The sequence below is a fragment of the Nocardioides sp. BE266 genome (assembly GCF_031457855.1).
Taxonomy (GTDB): Bacteria; Actinomycetota; Actinomycetes; order Propionibacteriales; family Nocardioidaceae; genus Nocardioides.
This window is the reverse complement of the sequence record NZ_JAURTI010000002.1, coordinates 798,900-811,748: the sequence shown is the minus strand read 5'-3', so window position 1 is coordinate 811,748 and position 12,849 is coordinate 798,900. Positions and strand designations below refer to the sequence as shown.

The 12,849-nt window shown below is 72.7% G+C and carries 16 protein-coding genes; 4 read left to right on the top strand and 12 right to left on the bottom strand.

Annotation, left to right across the window (positions count from 1 at the left end; genetic code table 11):
- Entirely contained in the window at nucleotides 1-1,335 is a 1,335-nt protein-coding gene (locus J2X46_RS08270) for a hypothetical protein (protein WP_310249051.1), read from the top strand.
- Here J2X46_RS08270 and J2X46_RS08265 read toward each other — a convergent pair.
- The 3 genes from J2X46_RS08265 to J2X46_RS08255 are packed head-to-tail and all read right to left on the bottom strand — an operon-like array spanning nucleotide 1,298 to nucleotide 4,179.
- Entirely contained in the window at nucleotides 1,298-2,203 is a 906-nt protein-coding gene (locus tag J2X46_RS08265) for a calcium-binding protein (RefSeq protein WP_310249049.1), read from the bottom strand. The genes J2X46_RS08270 and J2X46_RS08265 overlap by 38 nt on opposite strands.
- 58 nt (nucleotides 2,204-2,261) lie before the next feature.
- Nucleotides 2,262-3,497, bottom strand: coding sequence for a hypothetical protein (locus tag J2X46_RS08260; protein WP_310249048.1), 1,236 nt, complete (start codon nucleotides 3,495-3,497; stop codon nucleotides 2,262-2,264).
- A 4-nt stretch (nucleotides 3,498-3,501) separates the two neighbouring features.
- On the bottom strand, nucleotides 3,502-4,179 hold the full coding sequence (locus J2X46_RS08255; protein WP_310249047.1) for a hypothetical protein: 678 nt from the start codon (nucleotides 4,177-4,179) through the stop codon (nucleotides 3,502-3,504).
- 101 nt (nucleotides 4,180-4,280) lie between these two features.
- Between J2X46_RS08255 and J2X46_RS08250 the strand changes: the two genes are divergently transcribed.
- The gene (locus J2X46_RS08250; RefSeq protein ID WP_310249045.1) at nucleotides 4,281-4,541 is read left to right on the top strand and encodes a helix-turn-helix domain-containing protein; all 261 of its coding nucleotides are present in this window, start codon (nucleotides 4,281-4,283) and stop codon (nucleotides 4,539-4,541) included.
- 26 nt (nucleotides 4,542-4,567) lie between these two features.
- Here J2X46_RS08250 and J2X46_RS08245 read toward each other — a convergent pair whose 3' ends face one another.
- From J2X46_RS08245 to sigE, 3 genes are read right to left on the bottom strand one after another with little or no spacing between them, the layout of a single operon-like run.
- Entirely contained in the window at nucleotides 4,568-6,037 is a 1,470-nt protein-coding gene (locus tag J2X46_RS08245; RefSeq protein ID WP_310249044.1) for a trypsin-like peptidase domain-containing protein, read from the bottom strand.
- A complete protein-coding gene (locus tag J2X46_RS08240) occupies nucleotides 6,034-6,534 on the bottom strand; it encodes a zf-HC2 domain-containing protein (protein WP_310249042.1) in 501 nt (166 codons plus the stop codon). The genes J2X46_RS08245 and J2X46_RS08240 overlap by 4 nt, the downstream gene beginning before the upstream one ends.
- Entirely contained in the window at nucleotides 6,534-7,145 is a 612-nt protein-coding gene (gene sigE, locus J2X46_RS08235) for an RNA polymerase sigma factor SigE (RefSeq protein WP_310249041.1), read from the bottom strand. The genes J2X46_RS08240 and sigE overlap by 1 nt, the downstream gene beginning before the upstream one ends.
- 207 nt (nucleotides 7,146-7,352) lie before the next feature.
- On the opposite strand from sigE, the gene J2X46_RS08230 reads away from it, so the two are divergent.
- On the top strand, nucleotides 7,353-8,012 hold the full coding sequence (locus J2X46_RS08230) for an O-methyltransferase (protein WP_310249039.1): 660 nt from the start codon (nucleotides 7,353-7,355) through the stop codon (nucleotides 8,010-8,012).
- A gap of 237 nt (nucleotides 8,013-8,249) precedes the next feature.
- Here the strand turns inward: J2X46_RS08230 and J2X46_RS08225 are convergent, their stop codons facing one another.
- The 3 genes from J2X46_RS08225 to J2X46_RS08215 are packed head-to-tail and all read right to left on the bottom strand — an operon-like array spanning nucleotide 8,250 to nucleotide 10,287.
- Nucleotides 8,250-8,588, bottom strand: coding sequence for a hypothetical protein (locus J2X46_RS08225; protein WP_310249037.1), 339 nt, complete (start codon nucleotides 8,586-8,588; stop codon nucleotides 8,250-8,252).
- Complete coding sequence (locus J2X46_RS08220) at nucleotides 8,588-10,117, bottom strand: leucyl aminopeptidase family protein (protein ID WP_310249035.1); 1,530 nt, start codon at nucleotides 10,115-10,117, stop codon at nucleotides 8,588-8,590. Before J2X46_RS08220 ends, J2X46_RS08225 begins: the two co-directional genes overlap by 1 nt.
- Before the next feature lie 2 nt (nucleotides 10,118-10,119).
- Entirely contained in the window at nucleotides 10,120-10,287 is a 168-nt protein-coding gene (locus J2X46_RS08215; RefSeq protein ID WP_179617972.1) for a DUF3117 domain-containing protein, read from the bottom strand.
- Nucleotides 10,288-10,473: 186 nt separating this feature from the next.
- On the opposite strand from J2X46_RS08215, the gene J2X46_RS08210 reads away from it, so the two are divergent.
- Nucleotides 10,474-11,289: an enoyl-CoA hydratase-related protein gene (locus J2X46_RS08210; protein ID WP_310249032.1), complete on the top strand. Its 816-nt coding sequence runs from the start codon at nucleotides 10,474-10,476 to the stop codon at nucleotides 11,287-11,289.
- A gap of 12 nt (nucleotides 11,290-11,301) precedes the next feature.
- Here J2X46_RS08210 and J2X46_RS08205 read toward each other — a convergent pair whose 3' ends face one another.
- From J2X46_RS08205 to J2X46_RS08195, 3 genes are read right to left on the bottom strand one after another with little or no spacing between them, the layout of a single operon-like run.
- Nucleotides 11,302-12,060 (bottom strand): M14 family zinc carboxypeptidase, encoded by a 759-nt coding sequence (locus J2X46_RS08205; RefSeq protein WP_310249030.1) that lies wholly within the window; start codon nucleotides 12,058-12,060, stop codon nucleotides 11,302-11,304.
- Nucleotides 12,060-12,482: a hypothetical protein gene (locus tag J2X46_RS08200; protein ID WP_310249029.1), complete on the bottom strand. Its 423-nt coding sequence runs from the start codon at nucleotides 12,480-12,482 to the stop codon at nucleotides 12,060-12,062. The genes J2X46_RS08205 and J2X46_RS08200 overlap by 1 nt, the downstream gene beginning before the upstream one ends.
- Nucleotides 12,483-12,497: 15 nt before the next feature.
- Nucleotides 12,498-12,839, bottom strand: coding sequence for a DivIVA domain-containing protein (locus J2X46_RS08195; protein WP_310249027.1), 342 nt, complete (start codon nucleotides 12,837-12,839; stop codon nucleotides 12,498-12,500).
- Nucleotides 12,840-12,849 lie beyond the last annotated feature (10 nt).

Here is a 12,849-nt window from a genome sequence, read left to right as displayed (position 1 = left end):
GTGGGCCAGCTGGACCTGGGCCGGATCTCCGCCCACGGGCTCGGGGGCGCGAAGGACCTGCCGATCCCCTCGGAGCTGGCGATCGCCGGCGCCGTCGCGGCACTGGTCGTCTCCTTCACCGTGCTCGCGGTCGCGTGGCGCGAGCCGCGCTACGACGCCGCGACGAGCGGGCGCCCGGCGCCGGTGTGGCTCGACCGCTTCGCCTCCTCACGCGCGCTGGCGATCGCGCTGCGCGTGCTCGGCATGGCGTTCTTCCTCTACGTCGCGGCCGCCGCGGTCTTCGGCAAGGACACCCTGATCAACCCGTTCCTCGGGGTGTTCTACGTGTTCCTGTGGGTCGGCATCGTGCCCACGTCCCTGCTGTTCGGCCCGTTCTTCAAGGCGATCAGCCCCGCGCGCACGATCGCCATGCTCTTCGCCAAGGTCTCCGGCGTGCCCGAGGGACAGGGCCTGTACGAGTACCCCGCGCGCCTGGGCTACTGGCCGGCCGCGCTCGGCCTGTTCTCCTTCGTGTGGCTCGAGCTGGTCTACCCGCACGCCACCGACCTCGGGCCGGTGCGCCTGTGGTGCGCGGCCTACCTCGGGATCATGCTCATCGGCTCCGCCGTGTGGGGTACGACGTTCCTGGCCCGCGCCGACCCGTTCGAGGTCTACTCCTCGCTGGTCGCCAAGCTGTCGATCTGGGGACACCGTGACGGGGTGCTGGTCGTCCGCAGCCCGCTCGCCAACCTCGACACCCTGGTCGCGCGACCCGGCCTCGTCGGCGTGGTCGGCGTCCTGTTCGGCAGCACGGCGTTCGACTCCTTCCGCGAGTCGAGCGAGTGGCTCGGCCTCGTGCAGTCGATGTCGATCCCGCGGATCGTGCCCGACACCCTCGCCCTGATCGTGTTCTCCGGCGGCGTCGCACTGATCCTCACCGCTGCCACCATGGCCACCGGCGTCACCAGTGACACCCCGCGGCGCGCGCTGCCCGGCCTCTTCGCGCACTCCGTCGTGCCGATCATCGTGGGCTACATCGTGGCCCACTACCTGACGTTCTTCATCGAGTACGGCCAGCAGACGCTGATCCAGCTCAGCGACCCGTTCAGCCGCGGCGACGACTACCTCGGCACGGCCGACCTGCAGGTCAACTACTGGATCTCGCTGCACCCGACGTTCCTGGCGGTGACCAAGGTCCTCGCGGTCGTGCTCGGGCACGTGGTCGGCGTGGTCGCCGCGCACGACCGGGCGATCAAGCTGCTGCCGCCGCGCCACCACCTCACCGGTCAGCTGCCGCTGCTGATGGCGATGGTGGGGTTCACCGCGGGAGGTCTGTACCTGCTGTTCGCGGCGTGACCCGCTGCATCGCCGGGCGCTGGCCGACCGGGCCGTAGGGCCAGCCCGCGGGCAGCTCCTGGGTCACCGAGACGTGCTCGCACGTCCCGAACGGATCGACCTGGTCGGCGGGGTCGCGCCAGCCCACGAAGACGACGTGGTCGTCGGAGCCCTGGTCCTGGCCGCCGTCGTCGCAGCGGATCTTGTCGACCATGCCGTCGGGCAGGACGTAGATGGTGTCGTTGCCCTGCTCGGTGAAGACCTTGTCGGCACCGGGGCCGAGGAAGACGGTGTCGTCGCCCTCGTCGCCCTTGACGAGCCAGTCGTTGCCGTCGCCGTCGATCAGCACGTCGTTGCCCGGGCCGCCCTGGATCGCGCCGTCATCGCCCGGACCACCGTCGATCCAGTCGTTGCCGGCACCACCGATGTGCTTGTCGGAGCCTTCTCCGCCGAACAGGCGGTCGTCGCCGTTGTTGCCACCGAGCAGGTCGTTGCCCGCCTCGCCGTAGACCACGTCTTTGCCGACGTTCGCAGCCAGGACGTCGTTGCCCTCGCCGCCGTAGATCGTGTCGTCGCCCGAGCCGCCGTCGATCTTGTCGTTGCCGAGGCCGCCGTTGACCCAGTCGTTGCCGGGCTGCGCGGTGATCCAGTCGTCACCGTCGTCGCCGGTGACGACGTCGTTGCCCTTGCCGGCGTAGACCGTGTCGTTGCCGCCGTTGGCGGAGACGCGGTCACGGCCGCCGAGCGCCATGATGTGGTTGGCGCGGGCGTTGCCGGTGATCACGTCGTTGCCCGTCGTGCCCTGAGCCTTTGCAAGGGCGGGCGCCGCGGTCAGCGACAGGGACAGGGCGACGAGGGCGAGGCCTGTCGTACGCATGGTGTCAACCATCGGAGTCTCCTCTGAATCAGACTCCAACTTAACGAATTCTTGACGAAAACCAGAATCTTCAAGCTCGTCGTCGACGCCGGCCGCCCGTGGCCGCCGGGCGCACCGAGGCCGGGAAGACCGCGTCGGTCAGCGCAGTCAGGCTGCGCACCAGCGAGGAGTCGCCCAGCTCCGCCAGCGGCCGCCCGGTGACCAGCGCCCGGTCGGTCGCGGCACGGTCCTCGGGCAGGAAGTGGAGGCCCGCGACGCGGCTGAACCCCTCGACCATGCCCGCGATGTCCTTCTCTGACCAGCCGATGCTCCCCCGCATCCGGTTGACCACCACCCGGACCGGCACGCCGCCGGTGAGCTCGCGCAGGTCGACCAGGCCGCGGGCGAGGCGGGTCAGGCCCACCGGGTCGGCGGCGCCGACGACCACCACCTCGTCGGCCTGCTCGAGCGCCGCCAGGGTGAGCGCGTTGCGGCCCGGCCGGCCGCCGAAGTCGGAGCCCGCGTCGTCCTCGAGGCTGAACCCGGTGTCGACCACGACGTCGCCGAGGCCGCGGGCCTGCTCCAGCAGCTGCTCGACATGGGCCGGGCGGACCTCGCGCCATCGGTCGGGCCTGGGCAGCCCGGTGACGACCGCGAGGTGGTCGCCGACGGCACGGCAGACGGAGGCGAAGCGCTCCTCGAGGTGGCCGGCCGCCGCCAGCCGCGACGCCGACAGGAGCCCGGAGACCTCGTCGAGCACACCGAGCTGCTGGGCCACCGCACCGCCGTAGGGATCGAGGTCGACCAGGACGACGCCCGCCTCGCGCCGCGCCACCTCGCAGGCCAGGTTGGTGGCGATCGTCGTACGACCCGGGGCGCCGGCGGGTCCCCACACCGCCACCAGGCGGCCGGACTCGCCGTCGGAGACCGGCAGGGGCGCGGGCTCGTCGGCGCGGACGCGCGTGTCGGCGACGTCCTCGACGGTCGTCACGACCTCGGGCAGGGTGGCGAGCTGGCCGGCGCCGACCACGGCGCCGATGCCGAGGCGCTGCGCGTGCTCGCGGACGTCGAGGTCCTCGGCGAAGGCGGTCGTGACGGCCACCGGACGGACCGCGTGGCGGCGCAGGTGGGCGATGCTCGAGGGGTCGAGGCCGGGTGCGTCGAGCGAAAGCACCGCGACGTCCGCCTGGCCGCTCGTGACCGAGGCGAGCAGGTCGTCGACGTCGACGCAGCGCTTGAGGACCACGACGCCCGGGTGCGCCTCGAGGTCGGCGAGGGCGGGCGACTCCCACCCCTCCCCCGCGGCGAGGAGCAGCACGCAGATCACGGCGTCAGCCCCGGCCCACGACGCGGACGCGGTCGTCGCCGCTGGCTGCGAGCACCTGCGCGAGCGACTCCTCCTCGGCCTGCGGCACCGCGAGCACCAGCTGACGGCTGGTCGCGGAGGCGAAGGAGTCGCTGACGACCGGCGCGTCGAGGATGAGCACGTCGTCGAGCACCAGCTCCGCGGCCGCGCGGGAGCGGCGGTCCTCGCCGATCACCCAGACGTCGACCCTCGAGCCGCGGGAGACATCGGTCGGCACGTGCTCGAACGGCACCGCGATCGACACCGAGACGGTGTCGTCGGCGGTCGCCTCGCCGAGCGCGCCGACCGGCACCAGCTCCCCCGCCGCGAGCGCGTGGGTCAGGGTGAGCTCGGCCGGCAGCTCGTCGTCGACGGCGAGGTAGCGCGCCCGGTCGGCGTCGTCGTCGAACCGCACCCGGGTCGCGGAGAGGTCGCCGGCCTCCAGCGCCTGACCGGCGACGAGGTCGCCCGAGGCGGCCCAGACCGAGGTCATGTCGTCGGCGCCGGCCAGGACGCGGGCACCGGCCACCACCGAGCCGGTGACCAGGACGACGCCGATCCACAGGCGCGGGTCGCGCCATCCGGGTGAGCGGGTGCGGGTGGCCGCAGGGACGTCGGCGAGCCCGCCGTCGCGCGACGGGTTCCGAGAAGGTTTCCGAGACACGCGAGCATCATTGCCGCGCGCGGCCGACTTCACACCTGTCTGTCCACAGGGTCGCGTCGGCCGCCGCCCGCGAGCACCCGGGTCGGTGGCACGATGACCCCATGCCCGAGGACCCCCGCTTCCTGACGCTCGCCGACGTGGCCGAGGTGCTCAACACCTCCAGCGCGCAGGTCTACGCCCTCGTGCGCCGCGGCGACCTGCCGGCGATCAAGATCGGCGGTCGCGGGCAGTGGCGCGTGGAGAGGTCCCAGCTCGAGGAGTTCATCCAGCGGATGTACGCCGAGACCAGGTCGTTCGTCGAGGACCACCCGTTCGTGGAGTCCGACGCAGCGTCCGCCGACAGCGAGTCCTCCGACCTCTAGCCAGCCAGAGCGGCGGTGCCGGGCGGCTATCCCACCTTGCCGTCGAGCTCGACCTCGACGACCTGCTCCTCGCCGCCACGCAGCACCGACATCTCGACGGTCTCCCCGGGGCGGTGGGTGCGGATGGCCACGATCAGGGCGATGCCGTCGTTGACCGGCTGGTCGCCCACCTTGACGATGACGTCGTCCTTCTTCAGGCCCGCCCGCTCGGCAGGGGTGTCGGGCATGACCTCGGTGATCGTCGCGCCCTCGGAGTCGGCCTCACCGCTGGTGCGCACCTGCGCACCGATGACGGGGTACTCCGCCTTCCCGGTGCGCAGGATCTGGTCGACGGTCGTGCGAACCTGCTCGATCGGGATCGCGAAGCCGACGCCGATGTTGCCCGACTCGGTCGTCGCGCCACCGGTGGTGGCGATCGCCGAGTTCACGCCGACGACCTCGCCGGCGAGGTTGACCAGCGGACCGCCGGAGTTGCCCGGGTTGATCGCGGCGTCGGTCTGCACCGCGTTGATGTACGACGAGTCGTCGGCGGAGTCGCCCGTGGTGACCGGCCGGTTGAGGGCGCTGACGATGCCCGAGGTCACGGTCTGGCTCAGCCCGAGCGGGGCGCCGAACGCGACGACCGGGTCGCCGACGTGGAGCACCTGGGAGGCACCGAGGGCCGCGGGCTCGAGGCCGTCGGCCTCCTCGACCTGGAGCACGGCGAGGTCGTAGACCGAGCTGCGACCCACGATCGTGGCGTCGTGGCGGTCGCCGGCGTGGTCGATGACCACGATCGGGCCGTCGTCCTCGGCGGCCGAGGCGACCACGTGGTTGTTGGTCACGACGTGGCCATCGCGGTCGAGCACGAAGCCCGACCCGGTGGCACCGGCGGCCTCGCCGTCGTACTCGGCCACGATCTGCACGGTGCTGGGCAGCAGGGCCTGCGCGACGGCCGGGACGGACCCGTTGTCGGCGTCGAGCGGCGCGGCGCTCTGGGTGCGGACGCCGTCGAGGCCGTTGTCGACGGTGCCGTCGCTCGACGACAGCTCGTCCTGGAGGGCTGCCCCCGCGAGGCCGCCGAGGACACCCACGACGAGCGCGACGGCCGCCACGGCGACCCAGGACCAGAGGGGGAGCTTGCGGGCGCGGGCCGGCTGCGCGTAGTCGGGGCGGCCGTAGGGACCGGGGCCGTAGTAGGCCGGGCCGGCGACTGGCGGACCGAACTGCGGTGCCATCGGCACCGTCTGCGGGGCGGCCTGCGGCACGGTCGGCGGCGCCGGGTCGTAGAGCTGCTGCGGTGAGGAGTACGACGGCGGCTCGCTCTGCGGCGGCGGCCCGGCGATCAGGTGCTCGTCGGCGGACGGCTCGGGAGCGGCCTCGTGGGTCTCGCCGAGGGTCTCCCCGTAGGTCTGCCCTTGGGGCTGCGCCGGGCGCGTCGGCTCCGGACGCCAGCCCGCGAGGGGCTGCGTGGGCTCGTCGGGCGCCTGCTCGTCGGGCTTGTCCTCGTCGGTCACGGAGCAATCTTCTCCCGAATCGCCACCAAGCGCTCAGCCAGGGGCGTCCGGGAGGGTGAGACCGGGGTGCGGACCAGCCGGTCGTCCACGGTGCTCAGGGGTGTGGCAGGGCCGGTGGGCCGGCTCAGGTCGGTGGCCGGCGGGCGCGGCTCGATCCGCGGCGCACCGGCGACACCGAGGGCGAGCACGCCCACGACGCAGGCGCTCGCCGCGCCACCGCCGATGGCCACGAGGCCGCGGCGGGGGCGCTGGTGCGAGGTCGGGAACGGCTCGGGCGCGAGGGCCGAGCAGCTGCCGAGCAGCGAGGACTTGAGGTCGCGCGAGCACGACGACGGGCCGAGCGAGAGCTGGGCGAGCTGCGTCTTGACGCGGCCCTCCTGCTCGACGAGGTCGCGGCAGGCGTGGCAGGCGTGGACGTGCGCCCAGCAGCGCTCCTCCTCCTCGGGGGTCAGCCGGCCGTCGAGGAGCGCGCTCACGCGGGAGCCGAGGTGCGTCATCACGACACCGCCCCACGGGGGTGCATCGCGCCGGGGCCGGAGTAGCGCTGGCGGCCGGCGGCGGGCTCGCGGTGGGCGAGCGCCTTGCGCAGCATGGTGCGGCCGCGGTGGATCCGGGAGCGGACGGTGCCGAGCTTGGCGTCCATGATCTCCGCGATCTCCTCGTAGCTCAGCCCCTCGACGTCGCACAGCACGACGGCGGCGCGGAAGTCGGGCGGCAGCGTGGCGAGCGCGGTCTCGATGTCGTCGTCGAAGGTCTGGTCGGCCATCGCGAGCTCGGGGCCGGCGACCGGGCTGGTCAGCCGGGCGGCACGCTCGTCGGAGAGCGGGTCGAAGCGGATCCGCTGCTTGCGGCGGGCGCCGTCGAGGAAGAGGTTGGTGGTGATGCGGTGCAGCCAGCCCTCGAAGGTGCCGGGCGTGTAGGTGTCGAGCGAGCGGAAGACCCGGACGAAGACCTCCTGGGTGAGGTCCTCGGCGTCAGGCCGGTTGCCCGTGAGCCGGTAGGCGAGGCGGAAGACGCGGTCGGAGTGCTGCTCGACGACCTCGTCCCAGCTCGGCACGACGCCCGGGACCGACCCCTGGTCCGGGGTGGTCTCGACCTGCTCGCCCACGGGTGCCCCCTGGCTCGTCGTCTTCCTCGACCGCAGCTGCAACGGTTCGCTGTCCTTCCTGACGCTAGGGACCGTGCCTGAGAGTTCCCTGTGAACCTCATGCGCGACGACCAAGAACTCCGCGCCATCCGACGACCCCTCCAACGACCCACGTGCCTCGTGTGTTCCCGGCCACGTCGGGAGATCGCTGCGCGATAGAGTCCGCTCGTGCCCCACACTGCGCCGATCAAGACCGCGAGCTGGACCTACGCCGAGGACTTCGTGGCCGAGGACGAGATCCTGTCCGCCGCCCGCAGCCGCGCCGAGGAGGTCGGCGTCTCGCCGATCGGAAGCGGCACGGGCGCGGCCCTGCGCTTCCTCGCCTCCGTCCTCGACGCGCGCGCGGTCGTCGAGATCGGCACCGGCACCGGCGTCTCCGGCCTGTGGCTGCTGCGCGGCATGCGCTCCGACGGCGTACTGACCACGGTCGACATCGAGGCCGAGCACCAGCGCCTCGCCAAGGAGACCTTCACCGAGGCCGGCATCCCCGGCAACCGGGCCCGCACCATCGCCGGCGCCGGGCTCGACGTGCTCCCCCGCCTCACCGACGGCCACTACGACCTCGTCTTCTGCGACGGCGACAAGCGTGAGTACGCCGCCTACCTCAAGGAGGCGCTGCGGCTCCTGCGCCCCGGCGGCGTGGTGGCCTTCGACAACGCCCTCTGGCACGACCGGGTCGCCGACCCCGCCCAGCGCGACGAGGAGACCGTCACCATCCGCGACCTCGGCCGCGCCATCCTCGAGCACGACGCCCTCGTCCCGGTCCTCCTCCCCGTCGGCGACGGCTTGCTCGCCGCCAAGAAGGAATGGGCCCCGGAAGAGGCGTGACCGGGCACTTCGTCCGCGTCAGGAACGCTGACCGGGCACTTCGTCCGCGTCAGGAACGCTGACCGGGCACTTCGTCCGCGTCAGGAACGCTGACCGGGCACTTCGTCCGCGTACGGCACGGTGAGCGGCCGACCGGACGCGAACCAACCGCCCGGTCGACCATCAAGACGCGGACCAACCGCCCGGTCGGCGGTCAGGACGCGGACCAACCGCCCGGTCGGCGGTGTGCGAGCGCCATCAGCTCCTCGGCGTGGCGGCGAAGCCGTCCCAGCCCTCGGCGATGGCGACGATGTCGCAGGCCTCGATGAGGATCGGGGACGAGCCGATGATCTGCGAGCCGGGTGAGTCGGCGGCACCCTCGGTGAAGGTGCGCTGGAACTCGTCGCGGGCTTCGTCGGTGGCGAAGACGTAGCAGCCCTCGAACCACTCGCCGCGGACCATGCGCCAGGTCTTGAAGCGCAGGCCGGTCATGCCGGTGAAGCGGGCGTGCGAGGTCTCGGCGACGTAGTTCGCGAGCCGCTCTTCGACGCCGGGGTCGGCGTCGGCGAGGGACCAGCGCACGGTCAGGCCGAGCATCAGGCGATGCCGTCCAGCGGGTCGTCGGACCCGAGCCAGGTGAGCAGCAGGCGCGGACCGTATCCGCTCGGTCCGGCGGTCCACTCGTGGCGGTCGGTCGGCGACTCGGCGGCGGACGCGAAGTCGACGTGGGCCCACGGCACGTCGCCGGCGAAGTGCTGGAGGAACAGCGCGGCGGTGATCGCCCCGGCACCACCGGCGGCGTTGTCGCCGTCGGCGATCTTGGAGGTCACCTTGTCCTCGTAGTCCTTCACGAGCGGCATCCGCCAGACGTTCTCACCGGAGCCGACCGCAGCTGCCTCGACCTGGGCGGCGAGGCCCTCGTGGTTGGCGAAGTAGCCACCGGTCCACTGGCCCAGCGACACCTTCATCGCGCCGGTCAGGGTGGCGATGTCGAGGAGGACGGTCGGCGCGAGCTCCGAGACGGCGTACGCCATCGCGTCGGCGAGGACGAGGCGACCCTCGGCGTCGGTGTTGTTGACCTCGGAGGTGCGACCACCGAAGTGGGTGATCACGTCACCGGGGCGCATGGCCGAGCCGCTGATCGAGTTCTCGGCGGCCGGCACCAGGCCGATCACGCGGACCGGGCAGTCGACGTCGCGCAGGGCGGCCATCGCCGCGATCACCGCGGCGCCGCCGCTCATGTCGCGCTTCATGGTGAGCATCGACTCGCTGGGCTTGATGTCGAGGCCGCCGCTGTCGAAGGTGATGCCCTTGCCGACGAGGACGACGGTCGGCATCTTCTTGGTGGCACCGCGGGGCGTGTAGTCCATGCGGATCAGCCGGGGCGGGTTCGCCGAGCCGCCGCCGACGGCCAGCAGGCCGCCGAACCCCTCGGACGTGAGCTGCTTCTCGTCCCAGACCTTCACGTCGAGGCCGGCGGCCTCGCCGACCTCCTCGGCCTGCTCGGCGAGCCAGGCGGGGGTCTTGAGGTTGGCCGGCACGGTGGCCAGGGCCCGCGAGCGCCAGCCGGCGCCACCGAGCGCGATGGAGCGGGCGAGCTCGTCGTCGGCACCGTCGTCGCTGACGTCGGCCAGCACGATCCGGGCGACCGGGCGCTCCTGCGGACCGGTCGAGCGCCAGTGGAAGGAGAAGGAGCCGAGCATGGCTCCGACCACGACGGCACCGAGGCCCTCGACGGGGGCGATGGCGGCGAGCGTGGTGACGACGCTGGCACGGTCCTTGGTGGCGCGGGCGAGCGCCGCGCCGGCGCGACGGAGGTCGGTGACCGTCCCGTCGCCGGCGCCGACGAGGAGCACCAGGCTCACGTCGTGGGGTCCGGCGGCCACCGGCACCGTGGTGACCTCACCGGTGCGACCCGTGGCGCGCGCGGCCTCGAGGGCCGCGAGGAGGTCGGTGCCGAGAGCCTCGGAGGCCTCGTCGGCACCAGGTCCGAGAAGGGGCCCGTCCGGGTCCGCCAGGACCGGGAAGGCCCAGACCTCGGCCCCGCCGATCTGGTGCGGCAGGGCCGGGCTGAGTGCGAACTCGGGTGGAGAGACCTGCGTGGGCAGCTGGGTGGAGATGGCCACGATCAGCCGACGACGTCCTTGAGGGCGTCACCGAGAGATGTTGCCTCCTCGGCGTTCAGCTCGACCACAAGCCGCCCACCACCCTCGAGCGGGACGCGCATGACGATGCCGCGACCCTCCTTGGTGACCTCGAGGGGTCCGTCGCCCGTGCGGGGCTTCATGGCGGCCATCGGCGCACCTCTTCCTGGGTTCAGCCATCTCTTCGACGATGGTGGCTCTTCACATGCGAATCGAGGCGGCTGAGTCGTTCCTGGCCGCCCCGATCGGCGTCGTACGACTCCATTATCCCTCATGACCCACGTGATCGGCACCACAGGGCGCACGGACGTGGGCTGAACGTCCGGCAGACTGCCCCCATGACAGCTCCCCTGACCGCCAGCGAGACCGCCCCCGTCCTGCTCACCGTCGTCGACTCGGTCGCCACCATCACCCTCAACCGGCCCGACGCGATGAACGGCCTCGACGTGGCCACCAAGGAGCTGCTGCTGGAGACCGTGCAGCAGGTGGCCGACGACCCGACGGTGCGCTGCGTGGTGCTGACCGGCAGCGGCCGCGCCTTCTGCGTGGGCCAGGACCTCAAGGAGCACCTCGCCGGGCTCAAGGGCGAGGCCGACATCCCGCTCTCCGACACCGTCGAGAAGCACTACAACCCGATCGTGCACGCGATCGCGACCATGCCGAAGCCCGTCGTCGCGGCGGTCAACGGTGTCGCCGCCGGTGCCGGCGCCAGCCTCGCCTTCGCCGCCGACTTCCGGATCCTCGTCGACTCCGCGGGCTACAACACCTCCTTCGCCGGAGTCGCGCTCTCGTGCGACACCGGGTCGAGCTGGACCCTGCCCCGCCTGGTCGGCACGGCGAAGGCGATGGAGCTGCTCTACTTCCCGCGCACCGTGACCGCGCAGGAGGCGCTCGAGCTCGGCCTGGCGACCCAGGTGGTGCCGGAGGAGGGCTTCAAGGCGGCGGTCGGCGAGCTGGCCACGCGCCTGGCCGCCGGCCCGACGGTCGCCTTCGGCTCGATCCGCCAGGCGGTGGCCAACTCCGCGGCGCACCCGCTCGACGAGTCGCTGGCCTTCGAGGCCGAGAAGATGGCGCTCACGGGCGGCACTGAGGACCACCTGGCCGCCGTCGACGCGTTCGTGGCGAAGGAGAAGCCCGTCTTCCAGGGCCGCTGAACCCCGGCCGGCTCAGCCGCGCGAGGTGCGGTGGGCGCCCAGCACGTGGAGCACCGCCCCGGGCGCCTGACGGACCATCCGGCGGCGCGGCGGGCGGGCGCCGTACTCGACGGTCAGGGCGGACCCGGCGAAGTGGTGGTTGAACCACATCGTCATCGTGCCGTGGCACAGGCCGCCGCAGTCCAGGGACTTGCGCGGCAGCCGCAGCGCGCGGGCCACCTTCCGGGCGAAGCCGGGGTCCTTGGTGTCGGTGTCGACGCCGACCAGCGGCTGGTGGAAGCTGAGCACCCGCCGCGGGTTGATCTCCCGGAGGAACGCCATCATCGCCCGGGTCTCGGGCTCGCTGGCCGGGCGCGGGCCGGACTCGTAGTTGCCGTCGAGGTCGGCCCACCTGAAGGGGAAGTTGCGGTTGAGGTCGACGCCGTGGGCGTTGCGGCGGCTGTGGCGCGCCAGCCCGTCGGGGTTGTACGTCGGCACGACCCAGAGGTCGACGCCACGGATCGCGCGGCCGTCACGCAGCGTCTCCAGGATCCGCCGGGTGTGGGGCTCGTTGCCGTGCATCGTCGAGATCAGCACCATCGGCCGCTTGCCGGGCTCTCCGAGCCGCCAGGCCCGGATCGGCCGGCCACGGACCGAGTGGCCGATCGTGCGCACCTCCACGACCGCGGGACGTCCGGGGGACGTGGCCTCGACGGCGGTGGCGGGGGCAGTCGTCACCGGCACCGTGAGGCCTGCTGCGAGGAGGCCGAGGGCCGCGAGCAGCCGGCGCATCAGACCGCCGCAGTGAGGTAGGCGTAGGTGAAGACCAGCACGCCGACCACCATGCCGAGGTGGGCGAGGAGCGACAGCCCCGGCCCGTCGCTCCAGGTGTCGCCGGAGGCCTCCGGGACGTGCCGCCCCTTGGCCGGCAGCCACCGGGCCAGGATCAGCAGGCCGCACACGGCCGTGACCCACCAGGCGGCGATCGCGATGATCCCGACGAGCGGTCCCCCGACGACCGAGTCCTCCGGCGCCACCAGGACACCGAGCCACAGCACGAGGGCGACGATGCCCGCGCCGAAGTGGACCAGGGTGATCCGGCGGCTGATGGAGAACTGGCCGGCCGCGTCCTCGCCGCTGAGGCGCAGACGGGTCAGCACGATCGCCACGGCGGCCAGCGCCGTGAGGATCCAGACGACGATCGGGAACGACATTCGAGGAATCCTGCCCTAGGAGGGACCGGCGTCGCCAGACGCGCCCGGCTGAGGTCCAGACCCCTCCGGATCGGGAGTGGGGTCCGGCGCGACCTCCGGGTCATCGGTGCGGCGCGCGTCCTCGAGCTCGGTGGCGAGCCGCGCCAGCAGGGCGTCGACGTCGGACATCCGGTAGCCGCGCAGCGCGAGCGGGAACCGCACGGAGCGCAGGTCGCCGGCCTCGAGCGGACGGTCGTCGGGCAGCGCGAGGTCGGGCCGGTCGTCGTACGCCGGCGCCATCGCACCGCCGCGGCCGGAGGCGACCATCGCGACCCCGCCCATCACGAGCACCACCAGGACGGCGAAGAGCCACATCATCGGCGGACCA

What these genes read in the sequence shown, in the direction of transcription:
- J2X46_RS08250 (WP_310249045.1), top strand. Translation starts at nt 4,281, where the DNA reads ATGCCCGAGGACCCCCGCTTCCTGACGCTCGCCGACGTGGCCGAGGTG.
- J2X46_RS08240 (WP_310249042.1), bottom strand. Translation starts at nt 6,534, where the DNA reads ATGACGCACCTCGGCTCCCGCGTGAGCGCGCTCCTCGACGGCCGGCTG.
- J2X46_RS08195 (WP_310249027.1), bottom strand. Translation starts at nt 12,839, where the DNA reads ATGATGTGGCTCTTCGCCGTCCTGGTGGTGCTCGTGATGGGCGGGGTC.
- J2X46_RS08225 (WP_310249037.1), bottom strand. Translation starts at nt 8,588, where the DNA reads ATGCTCGGCCTGACCGTGCGCTGGTCCCTCGCCGACGCCGACCCCGGC.
- J2X46_RS08205 (WP_310249030.1), bottom strand. Translation starts at nt 12,060, where the DNA reads ATGCGCCGGCTGCTCGCGGCCCTCGGCCTCCTCGCAGCAGGCCTCACG.
- J2X46_RS08215 (WP_179617972.1), bottom strand. Translation starts at nt 10,287, where the DNA reads ATGGCCGCCATGAAGCCCCGCACGGGCGACGGACCCCTCGAGGTCACC.
- J2X46_RS08200 (WP_310249029.1), bottom strand. Translation starts at nt 12,482, where the DNA reads ATGTCGTTCCCGATCGTCGTCTGGATCCTCACGGCGCTGGCCGCCGTG.
- J2X46_RS08210 (WP_310249032.1), top strand. Translation starts at nt 10,474, where the DNA reads ATGACAGCTCCCCTGACCGCCAGCGAGACCGCCCCCGTCCTGCTCACC.
- J2X46_RS08265 (WP_310249049.1), bottom strand. Translation starts at nt 2,203, where the DNA reads ATGGTTGACACCATGCGTACGACAGGCCTCGCCCTCGTCGCCCTGTCC.